This window comes from Rhodococcus sp. NBC_00294 (genome assembly GCF_036163995.1).
Lineage (GTDB): Bacteria > Actinomycetota > Actinomycetes > Mycobacteriales > Mycobacteriaceae > Rhodococcoides.
This window is the reverse complement of the sequence record NZ_CP108043.1, coordinates 2003546-2021191: the sequence shown is the minus strand read 5'-3', so window position 1 is coordinate 2021191 and position 17646 is coordinate 2003546. Positions and strand designations below refer to the sequence as shown.

Sequence of the window (17646 nt, the reverse complement as noted above, 5' to 3'; positions counted from 1 at the left end):
CATGCCCACTTTCGTGACGGACGACGACGTGACCCTGAGCTACCTCGACGAGGGCAGCGGTCCCGTCGTCGTCCTGGTCGCCGGGTTCGGCGCTCCGGCGACCACGTGGGTGTTCCAACAGGATGCGCTCGTGCGGGCCGGGTATCGCGTGCTCGCGCTCGACCGGCGCGGCCACGGCGACTCCGAGGCACCCGATCACGGCGCCACCATGGCGCGGCACGGCCGGGACCTCGACAACTTCCTCACCGCGGTGGGCGTCGAGACTGCCGTGCTGATGGGTGGCTCCATGGGCGCGAGCACCGTCTGGTCCTACATCCGTACGACCGGGACGTCGAGGGTCCGCGGTGTCGTCTCCGTCGATCAGACGCCGAAGATGATCAACGACGCGTCGTGGCCGCACGGCTTCTACGGTCTGACCGACGACACCGTCGACGGGTTCTTCGCGAAGGGCATTCCCGCCACGGGACACGGACCCTCGACATTCGCCTCGCTCCTCCCCGTCGCGAAACTGATTCTGCGCCTGCGGTCGATGCCCAGAATGGTGTCGTCCGAGACACCGCCCATGAGAGCACTTCTCGACGACCACGCCCGCCAGGACTGGCGCGCGGACATCCGGGCCGCGGACGTACCGATCCTCATGATCGCGGGACGGAACAGTCAGTTCTGGCCCTCGGACCACGCAGTGGTCACCGCGCGCGACACCGCGCAGGGTCAGGTCGCGCTGATCGACAGCGGCCACGCCGCGAACATGGACCGTCCACGTGAGGTGAACGAGGCCGTGCTGACCTTCCTGCGCGGCATCGGGTACTGACTGTCGTCTGCGCGACGGACAGTGGAGATGCCCGTCGTCTGATTGCATGGACCGGTCACAGTCCGCAGATGGTGAGGTCTGCGAAGCATGCCCCCGACGTCGGGGTCCCCCGAAGTCGTGGCTACCGAGCTGGCCGGAACAAAACGTACGGTCCTCCCAGAACAGCAGCGCAGCGCTGCTGCGCCGAGCAGGGGGACCGATACAGATGCAGGCAATGATGACCGACGACGACATCGTGAGACCGGCCCTCAGCGTGCGGGAGGTGGAGGTCCTGCGGGCGTGGATCATCAGCGACTCGAAGGGCACCGTCGCACGGTCGCTCTTCATCTCCCCCGCCACGGTCAACACCCACATCGCGCGCATTCGCGAGAAGTACGAGGCGGTAGGGCGGTCGGCAGGGTCGAAGGCTGCACTCGTCGCCAGAGCACTGCAGGACGGTCACGTGGGGTTGGACGAGCTGTAGGCCTGGCGCATCTGCTCCGCTCACGCCACCTATCGGCGGGATCCCGCGCGACAGGGCGTCGAGAGGAGCAGAAACTCCACCGCTCAGACCACGACGATCGTGACCCCGGCGTCGCGGAAGGGCTGCACCTGTTCCTCGGTCGCGCCGGCATCCGTGACCAGGGTGACGCCCTCGGGCAGTGGCGCCCAGGCATGGAACGGACGCTGACCCAGCTTCGCCGCGTGCGCGAGCACGTAGACCGTGCCGGCGCGTTCGATCATCAACTCCTTGAGCCGGGTCTGCTCGAGCTCGGCCTCGCAGATGCCGCGGTCGGCGGTGACCGCGTCCGCACCGAGGAAGGCGCGGTCGAAGGACACGCGAGCCAACGACGCCTCGGCGAGCGGCCCGACGAAGCCCTGCGACAGGTGACGCAACGTACCGCCCAGGCACTCGACGCGGACGTCGTCGGCATCCGCCAGCGCCTCGAGCGCAGTGAGACCCGCGGCGATGACCGTGAGGCCCGTCGAGTCACGGAGGTACTCCCCCATGGCACCGACGGTGGTGCCGGCGTCGAGAAGCACCGTCTCGCCCGGGCGCACCTCTCCCGCAGCCCACTTCGCGATCGAACGCTTGGCGTCGAAGCCCTCGACGGCACGCTGTCGCAGCGACGACTCGGGGTGCGGATCGAGCGCGATCGCGCCCCCGTACGTGCGCGCGAGAAGTCCCTCGGCGGTCAGCTGCGATAGATCCCGACGAATGGTCGAAGCCGTCACGCCGAACTGCGCCGACAGATCCTCCACGCTCGCCAGACCACTCGTCTTGGCCAGTCGGACGATCTCCGCGCGCCGCGCCTGTGACTCCCTGAGCGCCATACCCGAAACCTAGCCGACGTCGGCGGTACTGGTCGCCAGTTCGGCGGCCTGTCGCAGCGCTTCCACCATGCTGCCGGCCTCGGCGATACCCTTGCCCGCGATGTCGAACGCGGTGCCGTGATCCACAGAGGTGCGGATGACGGGCAGTCCCACCGTAATGTTCACGCCGGCCTCGATGCCGAGAACCTTGACCGGTCCGTGGCCCTGGTCGTGGTACATCGCGACGATGAGGTCGTAGTCACCGCGACCCGCGAGGAAGAACGCGGTGTCCGCAGGCAGCGGTCCGACGGCGTCGATCCCGTCCGCCTGCAGCTTCTCGACGGCCGGGACGATCTTCTGATCCTCCTCGCCGTACCCGAACAGGCCGTTCTCGCCGGCGTGCGGGTTGATGCCGCACAGGCCGATCTTCGGGTTGCTGTTCCCCGATCGCACCAGCGCCTCGTACCCGCGGCGGACGGTGCGCTCGACGAGTCCCGGCTCGATCTTCGCGACGGCGTCGAGCAGTCCGATGTGGGTGGTCACGTGGATGACCTTGAGCTTGGGCGTCGAGAGCATCATCGACACCTCCTCGGTACCGGTGAGGTGCGCGAGCAGCTCGGTGTGACCGGGGAAGATGTGTCCGGCGGCGTGCAGCGCCTCCTTGTTGAGCGGCGCGGTGCAGATCGCCTGGACGTCACCGGCGACGGCCAGTTCGGCTGCGACACGGATGTATTCGTAGGCAGCATGTCCCGCCACTGCGGACAGCTCGCCCCAGGCCAGATCCGCGGGCAGCAACCCGAGGTCGATGACGTTGATGCGCCCGCTGGTGAACTCGGCATCAGCGATGCGCTCGATCGAGACGATGTCGCACTGCACACCCAGCACGTCGGCCGCGAGTCGCAGACGCGCCGCGTCACCGATGACGACGGGCTTGCACCACCCCGCCACCTTGGCGTCGAGCACGGCGGGGACGATGACCTCGGGACCGATGCCCGCGCCGTCGCCCATCGTCAGGGCCACGACGGGCAGGTCGAGAGTCTGGAGATCGGTCGATGTCATGGCTGTGTCCTTCGGTCGGAGCGTGGTGTCCGGCGAGCCGCCGGTGAGGTAGGAGTGGATGGCGGACAGGCTGTCTCGGTCTCCGAAACTGCCCGGCCGCGTGACGACGCGTCGGCCCCGCGGGTCGACGGACACGACAGCGCCGTAGTGCACGTGCCCGAGTGGGCGCAGGGTGTCGATGCCGAGCGCGGTGATGACGGCACGTGCCGTCTCACCTCCGGTGAGCGCGAGGTCGACCGACAGTCCGTCGGTGCCCGCACGGACGTACTCGGCCAGGGCGACGGACAGGTCGCGGGTTCGTGCGACGTCCACGGAGCCGGTCACGGTGAGCGCGACCGAGCCGCCGCGCAGGGCGGAGGAGAGCGTGTGAGGATCGGCCCGTTCGGCGAGCAGGTCACCCGCGTCCACGGCCAGAAGTCGCACGCCGTCCTCGGCGAGACGACGAACCTGATCGACGGCCACCGAGGATGCGGTGCCCACGACGACGAGGACGGGATCGCCCGTGCGCGAGACGGAGCAAGGTGTCGCAGTATCACCGAGACCTCGGGCGACAGCCGCGGCGAGCGCCGAGGTGCCCACCAGGGCCACCTCGGGGCGGTCGGCCACTGCCGCCACCACCGCGTCGAGATCGGCATCGGACTCGACGTCGCACACGACGACACCGGTCGCGACCGAGAGCGCGTCGATAGTGACGAGCGGAGCATCGAGCAGGCGCGGCAACGACACCGGCGGCGCCTCGGATTCGGCATGCCAGAGGTCGGTGTCGGCGAGCGGCACTCCGTCGACGTGGAGTACGCCGTCGCGGACGAGCCGGTCCAGCAGTGGCAGACCGCCCGCGACGACCACCGGCCCGCGGGCCGACAGTGCGCGCACCGTGGCAGCGACGTTCCCGCGGAGAAGCGAGTCGATCTTCGCGAGCACGCGTGCGCCTGCGGGTACGGAACGCAGTGCGGAGAACACCAACGATTCCGCCCGCTCGTCAGCCATCGCCCGGGTATCGAGGTCCACGACAGACACTGTGGCGGGACCGATCACGGCGTCGAGGGTCAGAGACACGTCGGGCGTGCGGTCGAGGAACACCCCGGCCACCTCGGCGGCGCCGGAGAGGTCGTCGGCCAGTACGACGAGTGAGGTCATCGTCGCACCGCCCTTCCCTTTGTTGCGCGAACCACGCACACAACTGTAGCTGAGTTGCGTGTTTCGCGCAGGTAGTTCACAACGACGCTCCCGCGCACTGCACGATCGCCTGGCCGGTGATGTTGCGACCGAGAGGGCCGAGCAGGAAGCCGATGAGCCCCGCGACCTCCGACGGGCCGATGAAGGCTCCGAGGGGCGGGAGCTTGGGCGGAGTGTGCGAGCGCGACGGGTCCCCCAGCATGGCGGTGTCCGTGGGTCCGGGCGCAACGACGTTGACGGTGATGCCGCGGGACACCAGTTCCATGGCCCACGACCGCGCCATGCCCGTCAGAGCGGACTTGGTGGCGACGTATTGACTCTTGCCGGCATTGCCGGTCATGGTGCGACTTCCGACGAGGACGACGCGGGCACCGGGTTCCAGAGCGTCGACCACGCCGTTCACCAGGACCTCGGCCGCGGCGACATGGACCTGCCACATGTCGCGGAGGTCGTCGACGTTCAGCGACCCGAGCGGTGCCGAACGCTGCAGTCCCGCAGCATGAACGACGGCATCGACTGCGGAGAGGCCCGACGCGACCGATGCCACCGCGTCCAGATCGCCCAGGTCGGCCTGGACCCACGTCAGGTTGTCGTGCACGATCTCCGGTTGCCGACGACTCAGCCCGGTGACACGCCACCCGTCGTCGAGAAGCGAGAGTGCCGTGGCCGCACCGATTCCCGAGCTGACGCCCGTGACGACGGCGTGCTTCACGACAGCCACTCCGGCTGCACCTCGCAGTACTCGATGGCCTGACGGAAGCGCGTGAAGGCCACGTGCAGCGTCGGGCCGTCGGCCACGATGGACGGGTACGAGAACTCGCGGTTCAGTCCGTCGCGGGAGTTGTTCGACAGGCAGTAACCGTCGCCCTCCTCGAGGTTCCGGCGCTCCGGCCAGGTGACACCGCGATCGAACGAGATCGCCAGGGCCATCGGTGCTCGGGGTGCGCCCCAGAAGGCGTGCCGCGGGTCGCCGTCGTCCAGAGGCGAGTCCTCCTCGACCGTCTCCTGCTTGTCCGCGATGCCGTGATCGTCGATCTCGTCGTACAGCGACAGTCTGCGCGCCGTGGCCTCCTCACGACTGGACTCGTTGTACACCAGGGCGAGTCGGTCGTCGGCCAGCACGACGAACTGCACCGACGAGTTGTTGTTGGGCAGCTCGGTGGGGACGGGAGCGCTCCACGTGTCACCGTCGTCGTCGGAGACGGAACGGTAGACGTGGTCCGCCCACCGGCTGCGGTAGAGCGCGACGAGCTGGCCGTCGGACAGGCGGCCGATGTTCATGTGGACGCAGCCGATGCTGTCCGGAACGACCACCTCGCGCCACGTGGCACCGTCGTCGTCGGACACCATGACGCCGGAGTAGTCGCGGTCGCCCACCCACTTGCGGCCCTCGATGCGGACACAGTGGAAGACGGGCAACAGGATTCGGCCGGACGGCTGCGTGACCATGGGCTGGCGCACGAACACGCCACCGGCCTCGGTCTCCGGGATCAGGACGTCGGTCTCGCCCCAGGTGCGCCCGCCGTCGGGCGAGATCCGCCGCAGCACCCGTGCGGTGTCCTGGTTGCCGGCGTGCTGCGAGGTCCACAGCAGCCAGATCTCACCGGACTCACGCACGTTGAGCACGGGATTCTGCTCCGACCGCGTCCCGTCGTCCGAGAGGCGGATCGGCTGCGACCACTCGTCGCCGTCCCGTCGTGAGAACCACACGCTGATGTCCGGTACGCCTTCCTGTGTGCCGGCGAACCAGACGCACGCAAGTGAACCGTCCGGCAGCACAGCCAGATTGGCCGCATGGTTCTGCACCTCGGGCGGGGTCAACAGCGCATCACGGCGCCCGGGCTCGGCGGTGGGGCGGACGATGCCGTCGGCATCCAGGGTGGTGGTCACGGGGATCTCCTCGATCAACTGACGAGTGTCGCGGCGGACAGGTTGTAGGAGTTGGTGGGACGCAGGGTCACGTCCTGGATGCGTTCACGACGCGCCATCACCGACTTGGGAACGAAGGACCACAGGCAGGGCACGGTGTCCCAGATCTGGCGCTGCGCGTCGGCGAGAAGCTGAGTGCGTCGGGTCTCGTCGACCTCCTCGGACGCACGCGCGATGGCCGCAGCGATCTCGGGGAACATGTACCCGTGGTACGTGTCTCGGGTCTGTTCCTTCTCCGGGGTGCCGGCGTACATGCCCTGCATGATGGTGATCGCGAGCCCGGTCGGACTTGGAAATCCGTTGCCCAGGATGTCCCAGTCACCCGCCTTGCCCTGACGCCACTGCATGATGTCGCCGCCCGGCTCGAACTGCTGCAACGTGGTGCGGACGCCGATCGCCGAGAACATCTGGACGATCGACTCCATGATGTCGGTGTCGGCAGCGAACTCGCCCGACTCCCAGATGATCTTGAGTTCCAGATCGGAGATGCCGAGCGCGTCGAGCTCGCCACGCGCCCGCGCCGGGTCGTACGTGTACTCGCCGGTCTCGATGGCGCCGTCGAGGATCGCGGGAATGACGCCCTTGGACGCGGTCGCAGATCCCTGCATGACCTGGTCGATCAGCGCCGAACCGTTGATGGCGTACGTCAGCGCGCGACGCACCCGAGCATCGGCGAGCGGATGGTCGGCAGGCTTGCGGAAGTTGTAGAACAGCTGGTTGAGCCGGACGCCGTCGACCCGGTCGACGACGACGTTCGACAAGCCTTCGAGCTGATCCGCCGCATCGGGCGTGATGGAGTCGATGACATCCACCTCGCCGCTGCGCAGCGTGACGACGCGCGACGACTCCTCGGGAACGAAGCGCACGCGCACCGTCTCGATGTTCGGCGCCGGGCCCCAGTAGGAGGTGTTGCGTTCGAGCGTGTAATTGCCGGTACCGCGGTCGGCCGACGTCACGACGTACGGGCCCGAGCCGAGACCGGTCTGCAGCTCCTCGGGCTTGTTGTCCGCTGCCGGCGTGATGAGGATGTTGGACATCAGGTAGTCGAGCACCGGCACGGGCTTGGTGGTCAGCAACGAGAAGCTGGTGTCGTCCATCTGCTCGACCGTCGGCCATTCGGGGAAAAAGCCGCCGACGAACGACCCGTCGACCTCGCTGTACATCCGGATGGCTGTCGCGACGTCCTGCACCTGCACGGGCGAGCCGTCGGAATATACGGCGCCCTGACGCAGGTGCACGAACCAGCGGGTGGGCTCGACCAGATCGAAGCGATCGGCGAGGACGAGCTGCGGTTTCAGGTTGGCGTCGATCTCGGTGAGCGCCTGACGCACGCCGCGCTGCACGGTGAGGGCGGCGTCGAACTGGTTGAGCTTGTTGTCCAGGCTCACCAGCGACCGGTTGAGCGCCAGGCTCACCGTGGTCGGGCCCGGTGTGCCGGTAGGCGTGGCGCATGCACTGGCACCCGCGCCCAACACCACGCCACCACCGAGCAGCATCCCGCCGCGCAGGAGATTGCGGCGGGAGAACTGCTGGTTGAACGGCGATCTGGTCATCGTCGACCTCTCTTCGAACTTCGAGCGTCATGAGGGGCTGCGGGTCAGGAGCGGAGCTGCACTGTGACCGCAAGCACACCTGGACTGTACGCAGGTCTGCACACAACACGCAACTATGAATTGCTACTTGCGTGATTCGCGCACAAGTGTCATTGTGAGCTGAGTTACATCGAAGCCCGCGCTCGTGACCAGCCAGCGCAGAGGCATCTCCCGAAAGGTCGTTCGATGCACACCACGAACACATGCGCAGTCCGACGGACGGTGACCCGGTGACCGCCGGCATGATAACGCCCGCCGACGCGCCGGCCGCCGAACCCGCGAAGACGAAGTCGAAGTCCGCGGGCACTGCGCGCTACATCGTCAAACGACTCGGTCAGAGCGCGCTCGCGATCTTCCTGACGCTCACCACGGTGTTCGTGCTGATCCGTCTCGCACCCGGCGACCCCGCCTACGCGATGGCGGGCCCGCTGGCTTCCAGCGAGGACATCGAGCGGATCCGTCAGAGCATGGGGCTGGACCAGTCGATCATCACGCAGTACCTGAAGTACCTGCAGGGACTGCTGCAGCTCGACCTCGGAACGTCGTACTCGTTCCAGGCGCCCGCCTTCGACGTGGTACTCGATCGCCTCCCCTACACACTGACGCTCACAGTCGCCTCGATCGGACTGACGACACTGCTCGCCATCCCGCTCGGTGTCTGGATGGCACGCCGCGCGGACACCCGCCGCGAACTGGGCGCCAACGTCGTCACGATCGCCGGACAGTCGATGCCCGACTTCTGGACGGGCCTGATGCTCATCACCATCTTCGCCGTGGTGATCCCGATCTTCCCGGCCGCCGGCTTCGCCACGTGGTCGTCGCTCGTCCTGCCCATGGTCACCGTCGCCATCCTGCAGATCGCCCTGATCTCCCGCATGGTGCGTCGGGAGATGGTCGGCGCCTTCGGGTCCCAGTACGCGACGGTGGCGCGCGCACGCGGTGTGTCGGAGCGGAAGTTGATCTGGCGCTACGCATTGCGCAATTCGTCCATCCCCGTTCTCACCGCCCTCGGCACACGCTTCGCGTCGATGCTCAACGGTGTCGTGGTGGTCGAGGTCGTGTTCGCCTGGCCCGGTGTCGGATCGCTCGTCGTCCGCGCACTCGAGACCCGCGACTACCCCCTCATCCAGGCCACCGTGCTCGTCACCGCGGTGCTCGCCGTCCTCGTCCAGCTCCTCGTCGACCTCTGCTACCCGCTTCTGGACCCCCGCGTCCGCCTGGGGAAGGGAACGTCCTAGATGACCACAACACTCGAGCCCCCGAAGGCGGAGCGCCCGTCGGCGGTCACCGCGAAGGACATCGCCAAGGCAGGCTCCACTCGGCGCACCCGCGACAGCCGACTGAAGATCTGGGTGGGCAGCGTCTGCGCACTCGTCGTGATCCTCCCCGTCGCGTTCGCTCGTGTTCTGCCGCTGCAGGATCCGGACGCCACCGATCTCGGTGCCCGCCGTCTCGCACCGCTCACCGACGGCCACCTGTTCGGAACCGACCAGCTCGGACGCGACCTGCTCGCCCGCGTTCTCTACGGCGGCCAGGTGTCACTGCTCGTCGGCATCCTCGCCGTGCTGGTCTCCGGCCTCATCGGCCTGACCCTCGGCTCCATGGCCGGCTACTTCGGCGGCTGGGTCGACACCGTCATCAGCCGGTTGCTCGAAGCGCAGCTGTCCCTGCCGCTGCTCATGATGCTGCTCCTCGTCGTCGCCCTCTTCGGGCCGTCCATCCCGGTCATCACGTTCGTCATCGCGATCGCCCAGTGGCCCGAGATCGCCCGTCTGACACGCTCTCTGGTGCTCGTGGAGCGAGAGAAGCCCTACGTCGCCGCGTCGCGGGTACTCGGCCTCGGCAAGGTCGCCATCCTCACCCGCCACATCATCCCGAACGTCATCAAGCAGACCTCGCTGGTGGTGCTGCTCCTGCTCGCCCAGGCGGTGCTCCTAGAGTCCGCACTGAGTTACCTGGGCGCCGGACCGCAGCGACCGTTCACCACGTGGGGCCGCATCATCTCCGACGGCCAGGACTACATCACGACGTCGTGGTGGCTGGTCACCCTGCCGGGCCTCGTCATCGTGCTCCTCGTCATCGGCGTCAACCTCCTCGGCGACGGTCTGCGCGACCGTCCCGCCGGCTCGGGCCTCAAGGCTCTGCTGGGGCGCTTCGCCATCTCGGGAAAGAAGGCCTGACATGACCGAGTCACTGCTCACCGTCGACGAACTGCAGATCGAGCTGGTCACCGACAACGGCATCGTCCGCGCCGTCGACGGGGTCTCCTTCGACATCGCGCCGGGTGAGACCGTCTGCATCATCGGCGAATCCGGCTCCGGCAAGTCGACCACCGCGATGGGGATACTCGGGCTGCTACCCGACGATCTGGCCGTTCTCTCCGGCCGCGCACGCTGGAAGGGCACCGACGTCCTCGGTGACGACAAGGCGCTGCGGAAGATCCGGGGCGCGGACATCGCCCTCATTCCCCAGGACCCGATGACGGCCCTCTCCCCCGTCCACACGGTGGGATCGCAGCTGCGAGAGGCCATTCACCACAGCGGTGTTCGCGGCAAGTCCGCGCAGACCACCCGCGCCGTCGAGTTGCTCGATCAAGTCCACATCGTCAACCCGGCGGACCAGCTGAACAGGTACCCACACCAGTTGTCGGGCGGCATGTTGCAGCGTGTCCTCATCGCATGCGCCCTGGCCGCCGATCCCGACCTCATCGTCGCCGACGAGCCCACCAGTGCACTCGACGTCACCGTCCAGGCCAGCATCCTCGACCTCATGCTCGAACTGCAGGAGCGCACCGGCATCGGCATGCTGCTCATCACCCACGACCTGGGTGTGGCCCGGCTGATGTCCGACCGGATCCACGTCATGAAGTCGGGCCGCTTCGTCGAGAGCGGCGACGCCCAGTCGATGGTCCGCAATCCCCAGAACGCCTACACCAAGAAGCTTCTCGACGCGGTTCCCCAGCTGGGCACCTGGTCGGGCCCACCCGCCGATCAAGGAGTCCCGGCATGAGCCTGTTGACCGTCGACGACCTGGTCGTCGAGTATCCCGTCGCCACCGGCACCTTCCGCGCTGTCGACGGTGTCAGCTTCAGCGTCGACAAGGGCGAGACCCTCGCGATCGTCGGCGAGTCCGGCTGCGGGAAGTCGACCATCGCCAAGGCCATCGTCCGGCTGCTGACACCGACGTCGGGACGGATCCTCGTCGACGGGGTCGACATCGCCGGGATGAAGGAGCGGGCCCTCAAGCCCTTCCGCTCGCGCGTGCAGATGGTCTTCCAGGACCCGTACGGCTCGCTGGATCCGCATCTCACGGCCGTCGACATCGTCGGTGAGCCGCTGCGCCTCAAAGGTGTTCGCTCCAAAGCGGACCGGGCCCGACGTGCCGCCGAGCTGATCGACCAGGTCCAGCTGCCGGCGTCGTCTTTGCACCGCCGACCGGGCGAGTTCTCGGGGGGCCAGCGTCAGCGCATCGGCATCGCGCGTGCGCTGGCGTCCGAACCCGAGATCCTCGTGTGCGACGAGGCCACCAGTGCGCTCGACGTGTCGGTGCAGGCGCAGGTGCTCGACCTGCTGCGCACCATCCAGCACGACACCGGCATCACGTACGTCTTCATCTCGCACAACCTCGGCGTGGTGCGGGAGATCAGCGACAACGTCGTCGTCATGCGCAAGGGCGGCGTGGTCGAGAGCGGCGCCACCACAGACGTTCTGACCAACCCGCAACACCCGTACACGGCGGCACTGCGCGCCGCGGCACTCGACCCCTCCACGATGGAGGGCGTCAAGCCGCGCTACGTTCTGTCGGGTCGACCGGCACCTACCTCTGGAGTACCCTCATGATGTTCGGCCCCCTGCCTTTCGGCCCGATGGTGCTGGGCACCATGACTTTCGGCGACACCGTCGACCTCGAGGGGTCGCGCGCTCTGCTCGACACCGCACTCGACGCCGGCATCACCCACATCGACACCGCCAACGGGTACGCAGGCGGAGAGTCCGAACGCATCCTCGCGCAGTTGCTCGCCGGTCGACGCGACGAAGTCACCCTCGCCACCAAGGGCGGCATGTTCCTCGGCGACGCAGACGGCCACTCGCCCCTGTCACCCGAGGGGCTGCGGCTCGGACTCGAGGCAAGCCTGCACCGGCTCGGCACCGACCACGTCGACCTCTTCTACCTGCACCAGCCCGACCGCGCGTCGTCGCTCGAGGACACCCTCGGGACCGTCGCCAAGTTGGTGGCCGAAGGCAAGGTGGGAGCGCTCGGCGTCTCGAATTTCGCCGCCTGGCAGATCGCCGAGGTGAACCGCGTGTGCGACGAGGTGGGTGCGCCGCGGCCCGTCGTCGCGCAGCAGCTCTACAACCTGCTGGCCCGCCGCGTCGAGGAGGAGTACGCCGAGTTCGCCGCCGTCAGCGGCATCACCACGATGGTCTACAACCCGTTGGGCGGCGGCCTCCTCACCGGCAAGCACTCGTTCGACGAAGCTCCCGGCGAGGGGCGGTTCGGCGATTCGCGGCTGGCCGCGATGTACCGCGAGCGGTACTGGAACACCCAGATCTTCGACGCGATCACGCGCTTGTCCGCGGTGGCGTCGGACGCCGGCATGCCGCTCACCGAGCTCGCCCTGCGCTGGCTGCGATCGAAGCCCCTCACCGGACCGATCCTGTTGGGCGGCTCCAAGACCAGCCACCTGCAGGCCAACATCGACGCACTGGGCCGCGGTCCGTTGTCCGACGACGTCGTCGCCGCGTGCGACGAGGTCGGTGCGGCACTGCGCGGTCCGATGCCTGCCTACAACCGATAGGAACCCTTCATGTCTGCCGCCGATTTCGCCCGTCGCATCCGTTCCCGTGAACGGGCACTGGGCTACTGGTCCGTCATCGACTCCCCCGTCTCCACCGAGTGGCTCGCCCACGTCGGGTGGGACTACATCTGCCTCGATCTGCAGCACGGCCTCATCGGTTACGACGGGATGCTGCGCGGACTCACCGCTATCGACGCGGCGCAGGGCCCGGCCGGACTCGTGCGGGTCGAGTCCAACGACCAGACCTACATCGGCAAAGCACTCGACGCCGGTGCGCGCGGCGTCATCGTGCCGCTGATCGACACCGCCGAGGACGCCGCCCGCGCCGTCTCCTACGTGCGCTATCCCCCTGCCGGCGTGCGCTCGTACGGTCCGATGCGCTCACAGCTGCGCGTCGGACCGCTTCCCGCCGAGGCGAACGACAGTGTCGTCGTGCTCGCGATGATCGAGACCCCCGACGGCCTCGAGAACGTCGAGGCCATCTGCGCCGTGCCCGGACTCGACGGCGTGTACGTCGGGCCGTCGGATCTGCGCATCGCCGTCGGTGGCGCCTCCCCCTCGGACAGCTCCGTGGACGACGTGTTCGACGCTGCTGTGGTGCGAGTGCAGGAAGCAGCCGCCGCGGCAGGGATCGCGGCCGGCATCCACACCCCCTCCGGCGAGGTCGCGGCGCAGCGCCTGGCGCAGGGCTACACCTTCGCGACCGTGGCCTCGGACCTCACCCACCTCAAAGCTGTGTCCGAGGGGCACCTGAAGGCTGCGCGGGGGTAGGGGTTCCGGTCGAGCGATCCGCGCCGAGAGGAGCGCGAGTGGGCCTGGTGTTCCACTCGTGAGCCGTGCGAGCGGGATCCCGCGCGCAGGACACGCACGTGGAACACCACGACCAGAGCTGCACCGCCTGTCGTACCGCCGCGTTACCTTCCTCCTCCGCATCGACTTCCGGGGGGAAACTATGTGCAGAGGGTGCGTCTCAGTGCCGGACATCAAGAGGAAGATCGCGCGCCACGGGTGGGCGGTGACCGCCGTGGCCGGGTCGGATCACGAGGTACCCGACGTCGCGTACACGACGGGCCTCACCAGCAGGTCGTTGCCCGAACTGATCGTCTACGGACTGCCGTTCCATCTGTCGGGGAGCCTGCTCCACGACATGGCGTCGCAGATGGTCGCCGGTCTCGCACTGTCGTCCGGGATCACGATCCGCAGTGCGACCGGCGACGAACCGGACATCGTGGTCATTCAGGCCGTCAATACCGCGGACATGGTGGTCACCGGTGCGCTGTACTCGGACTTCACTGCGCTGCAACTGGTGTGGCCGGACGTCGACGGCCACTTCCCGTGGGAGCCCGAGTACTCCATCTGTGCCCACCACCAGCCACTGATGGGCGTGGGGTGGGTGTGACGGTTCGGGCCTGATCCGGGCGTGGTGTTCCACTCTCCGTCCTGTCGAGCGGGTTCCCGCGTCCGACATCGGAGGAAAGGGACACCACGCCCAGCGCGGAAGAACAACGAAATGGTCACAAACCATTCGTCCGAGTAACAAGTGGCCCGGAGATGCAGACACACTGAGGACACCAGACCACCCGAGAGGATCCTCATGCGCTCGCTCACGAAGCTCGCCGGAGCCGCGTTCGTCGGCATCACCGCCGCGACGATGTCCGTCGTCGGTGCCGGCACCGCGTCCGCGGTCGACTATCCCGCACCGGTGCCCGTCGATCCGGCGGCCTTCCTGCAGGGCGATGTCGCGTACTTCTCCACCGGCGCCGCCAACTGTTCCATCACCCCGGCGGGGGTCGTGGGTTGCGATCTTCCGGGCGGCGAGTACCTCACCCAGATCCCCTTCGCCCCCGTGGTCTACGACGTGGCGATCGACGTGCCGTGGTTCCCGGCTCACCCGACCTTCGGGATCGGCGGCCCGCGTGGGCGTGCTGGGAGCACTCCCCTCGGTGGCTCGCTCAGCTACGGCGGGGCCACCTGCTACATCGGCTTCAAGGGATCGCTGAACTGTTCCTCGATGGGTCACTCGTTCACGGTGTGGACGCCGTACATGACGTTGAGCTGACCTGAACGCAACGAGTCACTTCGGATCGGAGCCGCCGTTCTGCTGTGATCGCGCAGTGGACGGAGGAGCAGCCATGGAACCGAGTGCCGAGATCGACGGCCTGATCGCCCGACACCCCGACTGGCGCGGTGACGCCCTGGCGGAAGCACGACGGGTGATTCTGTCGGTGGACGACGGCATCGTCGAGGGCTGGAAGTACATGGGCTCCCCCGCCCGGGATCTCGACGGGCCGCTCATCGTCGGCGACATCTTCGAAGCGAAAGTGAAGCTCGGCTTCCAGTACGGGGCGGCGCTGGACGACCCGAAGGGCATCTTCAACGGTGAGCTCGGCGGGAAGCAGCGGCGCTCGTACGAACTCTTCGAAGGTGACGTCGTCGACGCGGAGGCATTAGCCGGACTGGTCCGTGCGGCGATCGAGCGGAACCGGAACAAGAAGGCCGAGTCGCGCAAGAGATAGCCCCCGCAGCCCTACACTCAGCCCCCGTACTTGGACGTCACCCGGTTCTCGAACCACTGCAATGCCATGGTGGGCGGCAGCGCCATCACCAGAATCAGCACGACGGTTCCCATGATGTTCTCCATGCGGATCAGGCTGACGTTGCGCAGCAGTTCGTACCCGATGCCGCTCGACGCCGAGAACATCTCGGCGAGAAGTAGACCCAGGAACGCCAGACCGAAGGTCATGCGCATACCCGTCGCGAGCGAGGGCAGCACCGACGGAACGACGATCTGCCGCACCAGCCGTGGCCAACTCACTTGCAGGGACGCGGCCATCTTCAGGTGGATCCGCTGCACGGACGCCGTGCTCTCCACGGCGACCAGGAACATGGGGATGAAGGCCGCGTAGAACGCGAAGCCCGCGCGGCTCAGCTCCCCGATTCCCAGAAACGACAGGAAGATCGGGTAGAGCACGATCTTCGGGATGCTGTTGATCGCATAGAAGATCGGGACCACCGTGCGGGCCCAGAACGGGGTGAGCCCGAGCGCGAGGCCGAGTAGCGACCCGACGATCGTGCTGCCCAGGAAGGCGAGCACCAGGATGCGGAGCGAATCGAGCACGTTGGCACGGAAGTCCGGATTCCCGAGATCGGCGACCAAGGATCGCATCGCCTCGAGCGGCGTCGGGAAGATCAGACTGTCGGCGACGACAGCCGACACCCACCAGATCACCACGGCGAGCACTGCCACCACGAGCGGCGGCACCACACGACGTGCGGTGTGCACACCTCGACGCCGGGGCGCTACGGCCGGCGCGGCGATGGTCGGGGGCAGAGTGGCGACGGAGCGACTCATCAGCGACGCCTCCAATCGAATCGGTTGAGGGCGGCGGAGATGCCGAACGTCGCGATCAGGGCGATGGCCGCGACCACGAGGATGCCTGCGTACATGTCGGCGATGTCGAAGCTGTCGTACGCGATGGAGATGAAATGCCCGAGACCCTGTGTGGACAGGATGAACTCGCTGGCCAGCACCGAGATGATCGCGTAGGAGAGCCCCAGCTTGAGGCCTGTCACGATGTTGGGCAACGCGTACGGCAAGAGAATCGAGCGAAAGTACTGCCAGCGGCTGAGCATCAGCGTGGTGCCCAGTTTGGTGACGATGGGCGACACGGCGTTGAAGCCAGTGCGCGCGTTGAGGGCCACGACACCGAACGCGAAGATGGTCGACAGGATGGCGATGGGTGCGACGCCGGCACCGAACAGCACCACCATGATCGGGTAGAGCGCGAAAGTGGGCACCGCGTAGTACACGTTCAGGTACGGCTGGAACGCTCTGTCCCACAGCTCGAATCGCCACAGGACGTAGGCCGCGGCCACCCCGGACACGGAACTGAGCACGAACGCGACCACGATGATGCCGAGCGTCCGCCCGAGAGCGTCGACGAGGAAGTCCGTCTCGGTCAGCAGTCGGAGGGCGGTGAAGAACATGTCGGACACCGGAACAATGTCGAGGGGGGACGCGAAGAATCGTGCCGCGATGTCGACGGCCACCAATGCAGCGACCAGGATGACTACGGTCCACCCCCACGCCGGTAACCCCAGTGACGTGGCGGGTGCCGGCCGCAGATAACCGGGAACGACGGAGCTGCGTTCGGTGGTGCTCACGGCTCGATGCTCATCGTCTTCTTGGCCTCGTCCCGCAGCGTCGACCAGATGCGCTCGTGCAACGCGACGGCATCGGGACTGGCCAGCACGTCCTCGGACCGGGGCCGCGGCAGATCGATCGGTACCTCGTCGATGAATCGGCCCGGGCGGGCGCTCATCACGAGCACGCGGTCGGAGAGCAGCACGGCCTCCTGGATGCTGTGCGTGATGAACAGGACTCCGCAGGTGAGCTTCTCGACGATCTTCAACAACTCGTAGGACATCACGAGCCGGGTCTGCTCGTCGAGAGCGCCGAAGGGCTCGTCGGCGAGAACGAGATCGGGCTCCATCGACAGGCACCGTGCGATGGCGACGCGCTGTCGCATACCGCCCGACAGCTGCGTCGGGTAGTGGTCGCCGAATCGCGCGAGCCCGACGGTCGCGAGCAACTCGTCCGCGCGCTCGCGGCGCTCCTTCTTGCCGACTCCCCGCACTTCGAGTGCGAAGGCGACGTTGTCGCGAATGGTGCGCCACGGCAACGTCGCGGACTCCTGGAAGATCACTGCCGTCTTGGTGCGCGGTCCACTCATCGGCTGGTCGTCGATGGTCACCGTACCGCTGTCATGATCCTGCAGGCCTGCGAAGATCTCGAGAAGTGTCGACTTCCCGCATCCACTCGGACCGACGATCGACACGAACTCACCGCGCCCGATGGTCAGGTCGATCTCGTGCAGGGCGGTCACGTCATCGAAGTGTCGGGAGACCGAGGAGGCGATGGCTATGGCCGACGACGTCTCGGGTCGGGGTCTGGTCGCAGCGTGGGTCACGTCGATACCTTCTTCTCG

19 protein-coding genes are annotated in these 17646 nt (G+C 67.4%); 11 read left to right on the top strand and 8 right to left on the bottom strand.

Annotated elements, in window-relative coordinates; all coding sequences use genetic code 11:
- Position 1: 1 nt before the first annotated feature.
- A complete protein-coding gene (locus OHB23_RS09410; RefSeq protein WP_328811432.1) occupies positions 2–811 on the top strand; it encodes an alpha/beta fold hydrolase in 810 nt (269 codons plus the stop codon).
- 214 nt (positions 812–1025) lie between these two features.
- Entirely contained in the window at positions 1026–1274 is a 249-nt protein-coding gene (locus OHB23_RS09405; RefSeq protein ID WP_235578952.1) for a LuxR C-terminal-related transcriptional regulator, read from the top strand.
- Between the two features lie 83 nt (positions 1275–1357).
- Here the strand turns inward: OHB23_RS09405 and OHB23_RS09400 are convergent, their stop codons facing one another.
- The 5 genes from OHB23_RS09400 to OHB23_RS09380 form a co-directional block, all read right to left on the bottom strand.
- Positions 1358–2125: a DeoR/GlpR family DNA-binding transcription regulator gene (locus OHB23_RS09400; RefSeq protein WP_328811431.1), complete on the bottom strand. Its 768-nt coding sequence runs from the start codon at positions 2123–2125 to the stop codon at positions 1358–1360.
- Between the two features lie 9 nt (positions 2126–2134).
- Positions 2135–4300, bottom strand: coding sequence for a 4-hydroxythreonine-4-phosphate dehydrogenase PdxA (gene pdxA / locus OHB23_RS09395; RefSeq protein ID WP_328811430.1), 2166 nt, complete (start codon positions 4298–4300; stop codon positions 2135–2137).
- 76 nt (positions 4301–4376) lie between these two features.
- Complete coding sequence (locus tag OHB23_RS09390) at positions 4377–5060, bottom strand: SDR family NAD(P)-dependent oxidoreductase (RefSeq protein WP_328811429.1); 684 nt, start codon at positions 5058–5060, stop codon at positions 4377–4379.
- On the bottom strand, positions 5048–6229 hold the full coding sequence (locus tag OHB23_RS09385; RefSeq protein ID WP_328811428.1) for a sialidase family protein: 1182 nt from the start codon (positions 6227–6229) through the stop codon (positions 5048–5050). Before OHB23_RS09385 ends, OHB23_RS09390 begins: the two co-directional genes overlap by 13 nt.
- A gap of 14 nt (positions 6230–6243) precedes the next feature.
- Positions 6244–7821, bottom strand: a complete 1578-nt coding sequence (locus tag OHB23_RS09380; protein WP_328811427.1) for an ABC transporter substrate-binding protein — start codon at positions 7819–7821, stop codon at positions 6244–6246.
- 242 nt (positions 7822–8063) lie between these two features.
- Here OHB23_RS09380 and OHB23_RS09375 point away from each other — a divergent pair, with 242 nt between their 5' ends.
- The 9 genes from OHB23_RS09375 (at position 8064) to OHB23_RS09335 (ending at position 15174) form a co-directional block, all read left to right on the top strand.
- Positions 8064–9098, top strand: coding sequence for an ABC transporter permease (locus OHB23_RS09375; protein ID WP_235579565.1), 1035 nt, complete (start codon positions 8064–8066; stop codon positions 9096–9098).
- A complete protein-coding gene (locus OHB23_RS09370; RefSeq protein ID WP_328811426.1) occupies positions 9099–10040 on the top strand; it encodes an ABC transporter permease in 942 nt (313 codons plus the stop codon).
- A gap of 1 nt (position 10041) precedes the next feature.
- Positions 10042–10869, top strand: coding sequence for an ABC transporter ATP-binding protein (locus OHB23_RS09365; RefSeq protein ID WP_328811425.1), 828 nt, complete (start codon positions 10042–10044; stop codon positions 10867–10869).
- Positions 10866–11699, top strand: coding sequence for an ATP-binding cassette domain-containing protein (locus OHB23_RS09360; protein ID WP_328811424.1), 834 nt, complete (start codon positions 10866–10868; stop codon positions 11697–11699). Before OHB23_RS09365 ends, OHB23_RS09360 begins: the two co-directional genes overlap by 4 nt.
- Positions 11696–12658 (top strand): aldo/keto reductase, encoded by a 963-nt coding sequence (locus tag OHB23_RS09355; protein WP_328811423.1) that lies wholly within the window; start codon positions 11696–11698, stop codon positions 12656–12658. The genes OHB23_RS09360 and OHB23_RS09355 overlap by 4 nt, the downstream gene beginning before the upstream one ends.
- 9 nt (positions 12659–12667) lie before the next feature.
- On the top strand, positions 12668–13429 hold the full coding sequence (locus OHB23_RS09350) for an HpcH/HpaI aldolase family protein (RefSeq protein ID WP_027504885.1): 762 nt from the start codon (positions 12668–12670) through the stop codon (positions 13427–13429).
- 202 nt (positions 13430–13631) lie between these two features.
- Positions 13632–14057 carry a DUF4262 domain-containing protein gene (locus OHB23_RS09345; protein WP_056695792.1) on the top strand — a complete coding sequence of 142 codons (426 nt, stop codon included), beginning with the start codon at positions 13632–13634 and terminating at the stop codon, positions 14055–14057.
- 195 nt (positions 14058–14252) lie between these two features.
- Positions 14253–14717, top strand: a complete 465-nt coding sequence (locus OHB23_RS09340) for a hypothetical protein (protein WP_027504884.1) — start codon at positions 14253–14255, stop codon at positions 14715–14717.
- Between the two features lie 73 nt (positions 14718–14790).
- Positions 14791–15174: a DUF1801 domain-containing protein gene (locus OHB23_RS09335; protein ID WP_328811422.1), complete on the top strand. Its 384-nt coding sequence runs from the start codon at positions 14791–14793 to the stop codon at positions 15172–15174.
- 17 nt (positions 15175–15191) lie between these two features.
- Here OHB23_RS09335 and OHB23_RS09330 read toward each other — a convergent pair whose 3' ends face one another.
- The 3 genes from OHB23_RS09330 to OHB23_RS09320 are packed head-to-tail and all read right to left on the bottom strand — an operon-like array spanning position 15192 to position 17544.
- The gene (locus OHB23_RS09330) at positions 15192–16010 is read right to left on the bottom strand and encodes an ABC transporter permease (protein ID WP_328811421.1); all 819 of its coding nucleotides are present in this window, start codon (positions 16008–16010) and stop codon (positions 15192–15194) included.
- Positions 16010–16822, bottom strand: coding sequence for an ABC transporter permease (locus OHB23_RS09325; RefSeq protein ID WP_328811420.1), 813 nt, complete (start codon positions 16820–16822; stop codon positions 16010–16012). The genes OHB23_RS09330 and OHB23_RS09325 overlap by 1 nt, the downstream gene beginning before the upstream one ends.
- Positions 16819–17544 carry an ABC transporter ATP-binding protein gene (locus OHB23_RS09320; protein ID WP_328811419.1) on the bottom strand — a complete coding sequence of 242 codons (726 nt, stop codon included), beginning with the start codon at positions 17542–17544 and terminating at the stop codon, positions 16819–16821. Before OHB23_RS09320 ends, OHB23_RS09325 begins: the two co-directional genes overlap by 4 nt.
- Between the last annotated feature and the right edge of the window lie 102 nt (positions 17545–17646).

What these genes read in the sequence shown, in the direction of transcription:
- OHB23_RS09350 (WP_027504885.1), top strand. Translation starts at nt 12,668, where the DNA reads ATGTCTGCCGCCGATTTCGCCCGTCGCATCCGTTCCCGTGAACGGGCA.
- OHB23_RS09405 (WP_235578952.1), top strand. Translation starts at nt 1,026, where the DNA reads ATGATGACCGACGACGACATCGTGAGACCGGCCCTCAGCGTGCGGGAG.
- OHB23_RS09365 (WP_328811425.1), top strand. Translation starts at nt 10,042, where the DNA reads ATGACCGAGTCACTGCTCACCGTCGACGAACTGCAGATCGAGCTGGTC.
- OHB23_RS09335 (WP_328811422.1), top strand. Translation starts at nt 14,791, where the DNA reads ATGGAACCGAGTGCCGAGATCGACGGCCTGATCGCCCGACACCCCGAC.
- OHB23_RS09370 (WP_328811426.1), top strand. Translation starts at nt 9,099, where the DNA reads ATGACCACAACACTCGAGCCCCCGAAGGCGGAGCGCCCGTCGGCGGTC.
- OHB23_RS09330 (WP_328811421.1), bottom strand. Translation starts at nt 16,010, where the DNA reads ATGAGTCGCTCCGTCGCCACTCTGCCCCCGACCATCGCCGCGCCGGCC.
- OHB23_RS09375 (WP_235579565.1), top strand. Translation starts at nt 8,064, where the DNA reads ATGCGCAGTCCGACGGACGGTGACCCGGTGACCGCCGGCATGATAACG.
- OHB23_RS09380 (WP_328811427.1), bottom strand. Translation starts at nt 7,821, where the DNA reads ATGACCAGATCGCCGTTCAACCAGCAGTTCTCCCGCCGCAATCTCCTG.
- OHB23_RS09340 (WP_027504884.1), top strand. Translation starts at nt 14,253, where the DNA reads ATGCGCTCGCTCACGAAGCTCGCCGGAGCCGCGTTCGTCGGCATCACC.
- OHB23_RS09360 (WP_328811424.1), top strand. Translation starts at nt 10,866, where the DNA reads ATGAGCCTGTTGACCGTCGACGACCTGGTCGTCGAGTATCCCGTCGCC.
- OHB23_RS09410 (WP_328811432.1), top strand. Translation starts at nt 2, where the DNA reads ATGCCCACTTTCGTGACGGACGACGACGTGACCCTGAGCTACCTCGAC.
- pdxA (WP_328811430.1), bottom strand. Translation starts at nt 4,300, where the DNA reads ATGACCTCACTCGTCGTACTGGCCGACGACCTCTCCGGCGCCGCCGAG.
- OHB23_RS09355 (WP_328811423.1), top strand. Translation starts at nt 11,696, where the DNA reads ATGATGTTCGGCCCCCTGCCTTTCGGCCCGATGGTGCTGGGCACCATG.
- OHB23_RS09400 (WP_328811431.1), bottom strand. Translation starts at nt 2,125, where the DNA reads ATGGCGCTCAGGGAGTCACAGGCGCGGCGCGCGGAGATCGTCCGACTG.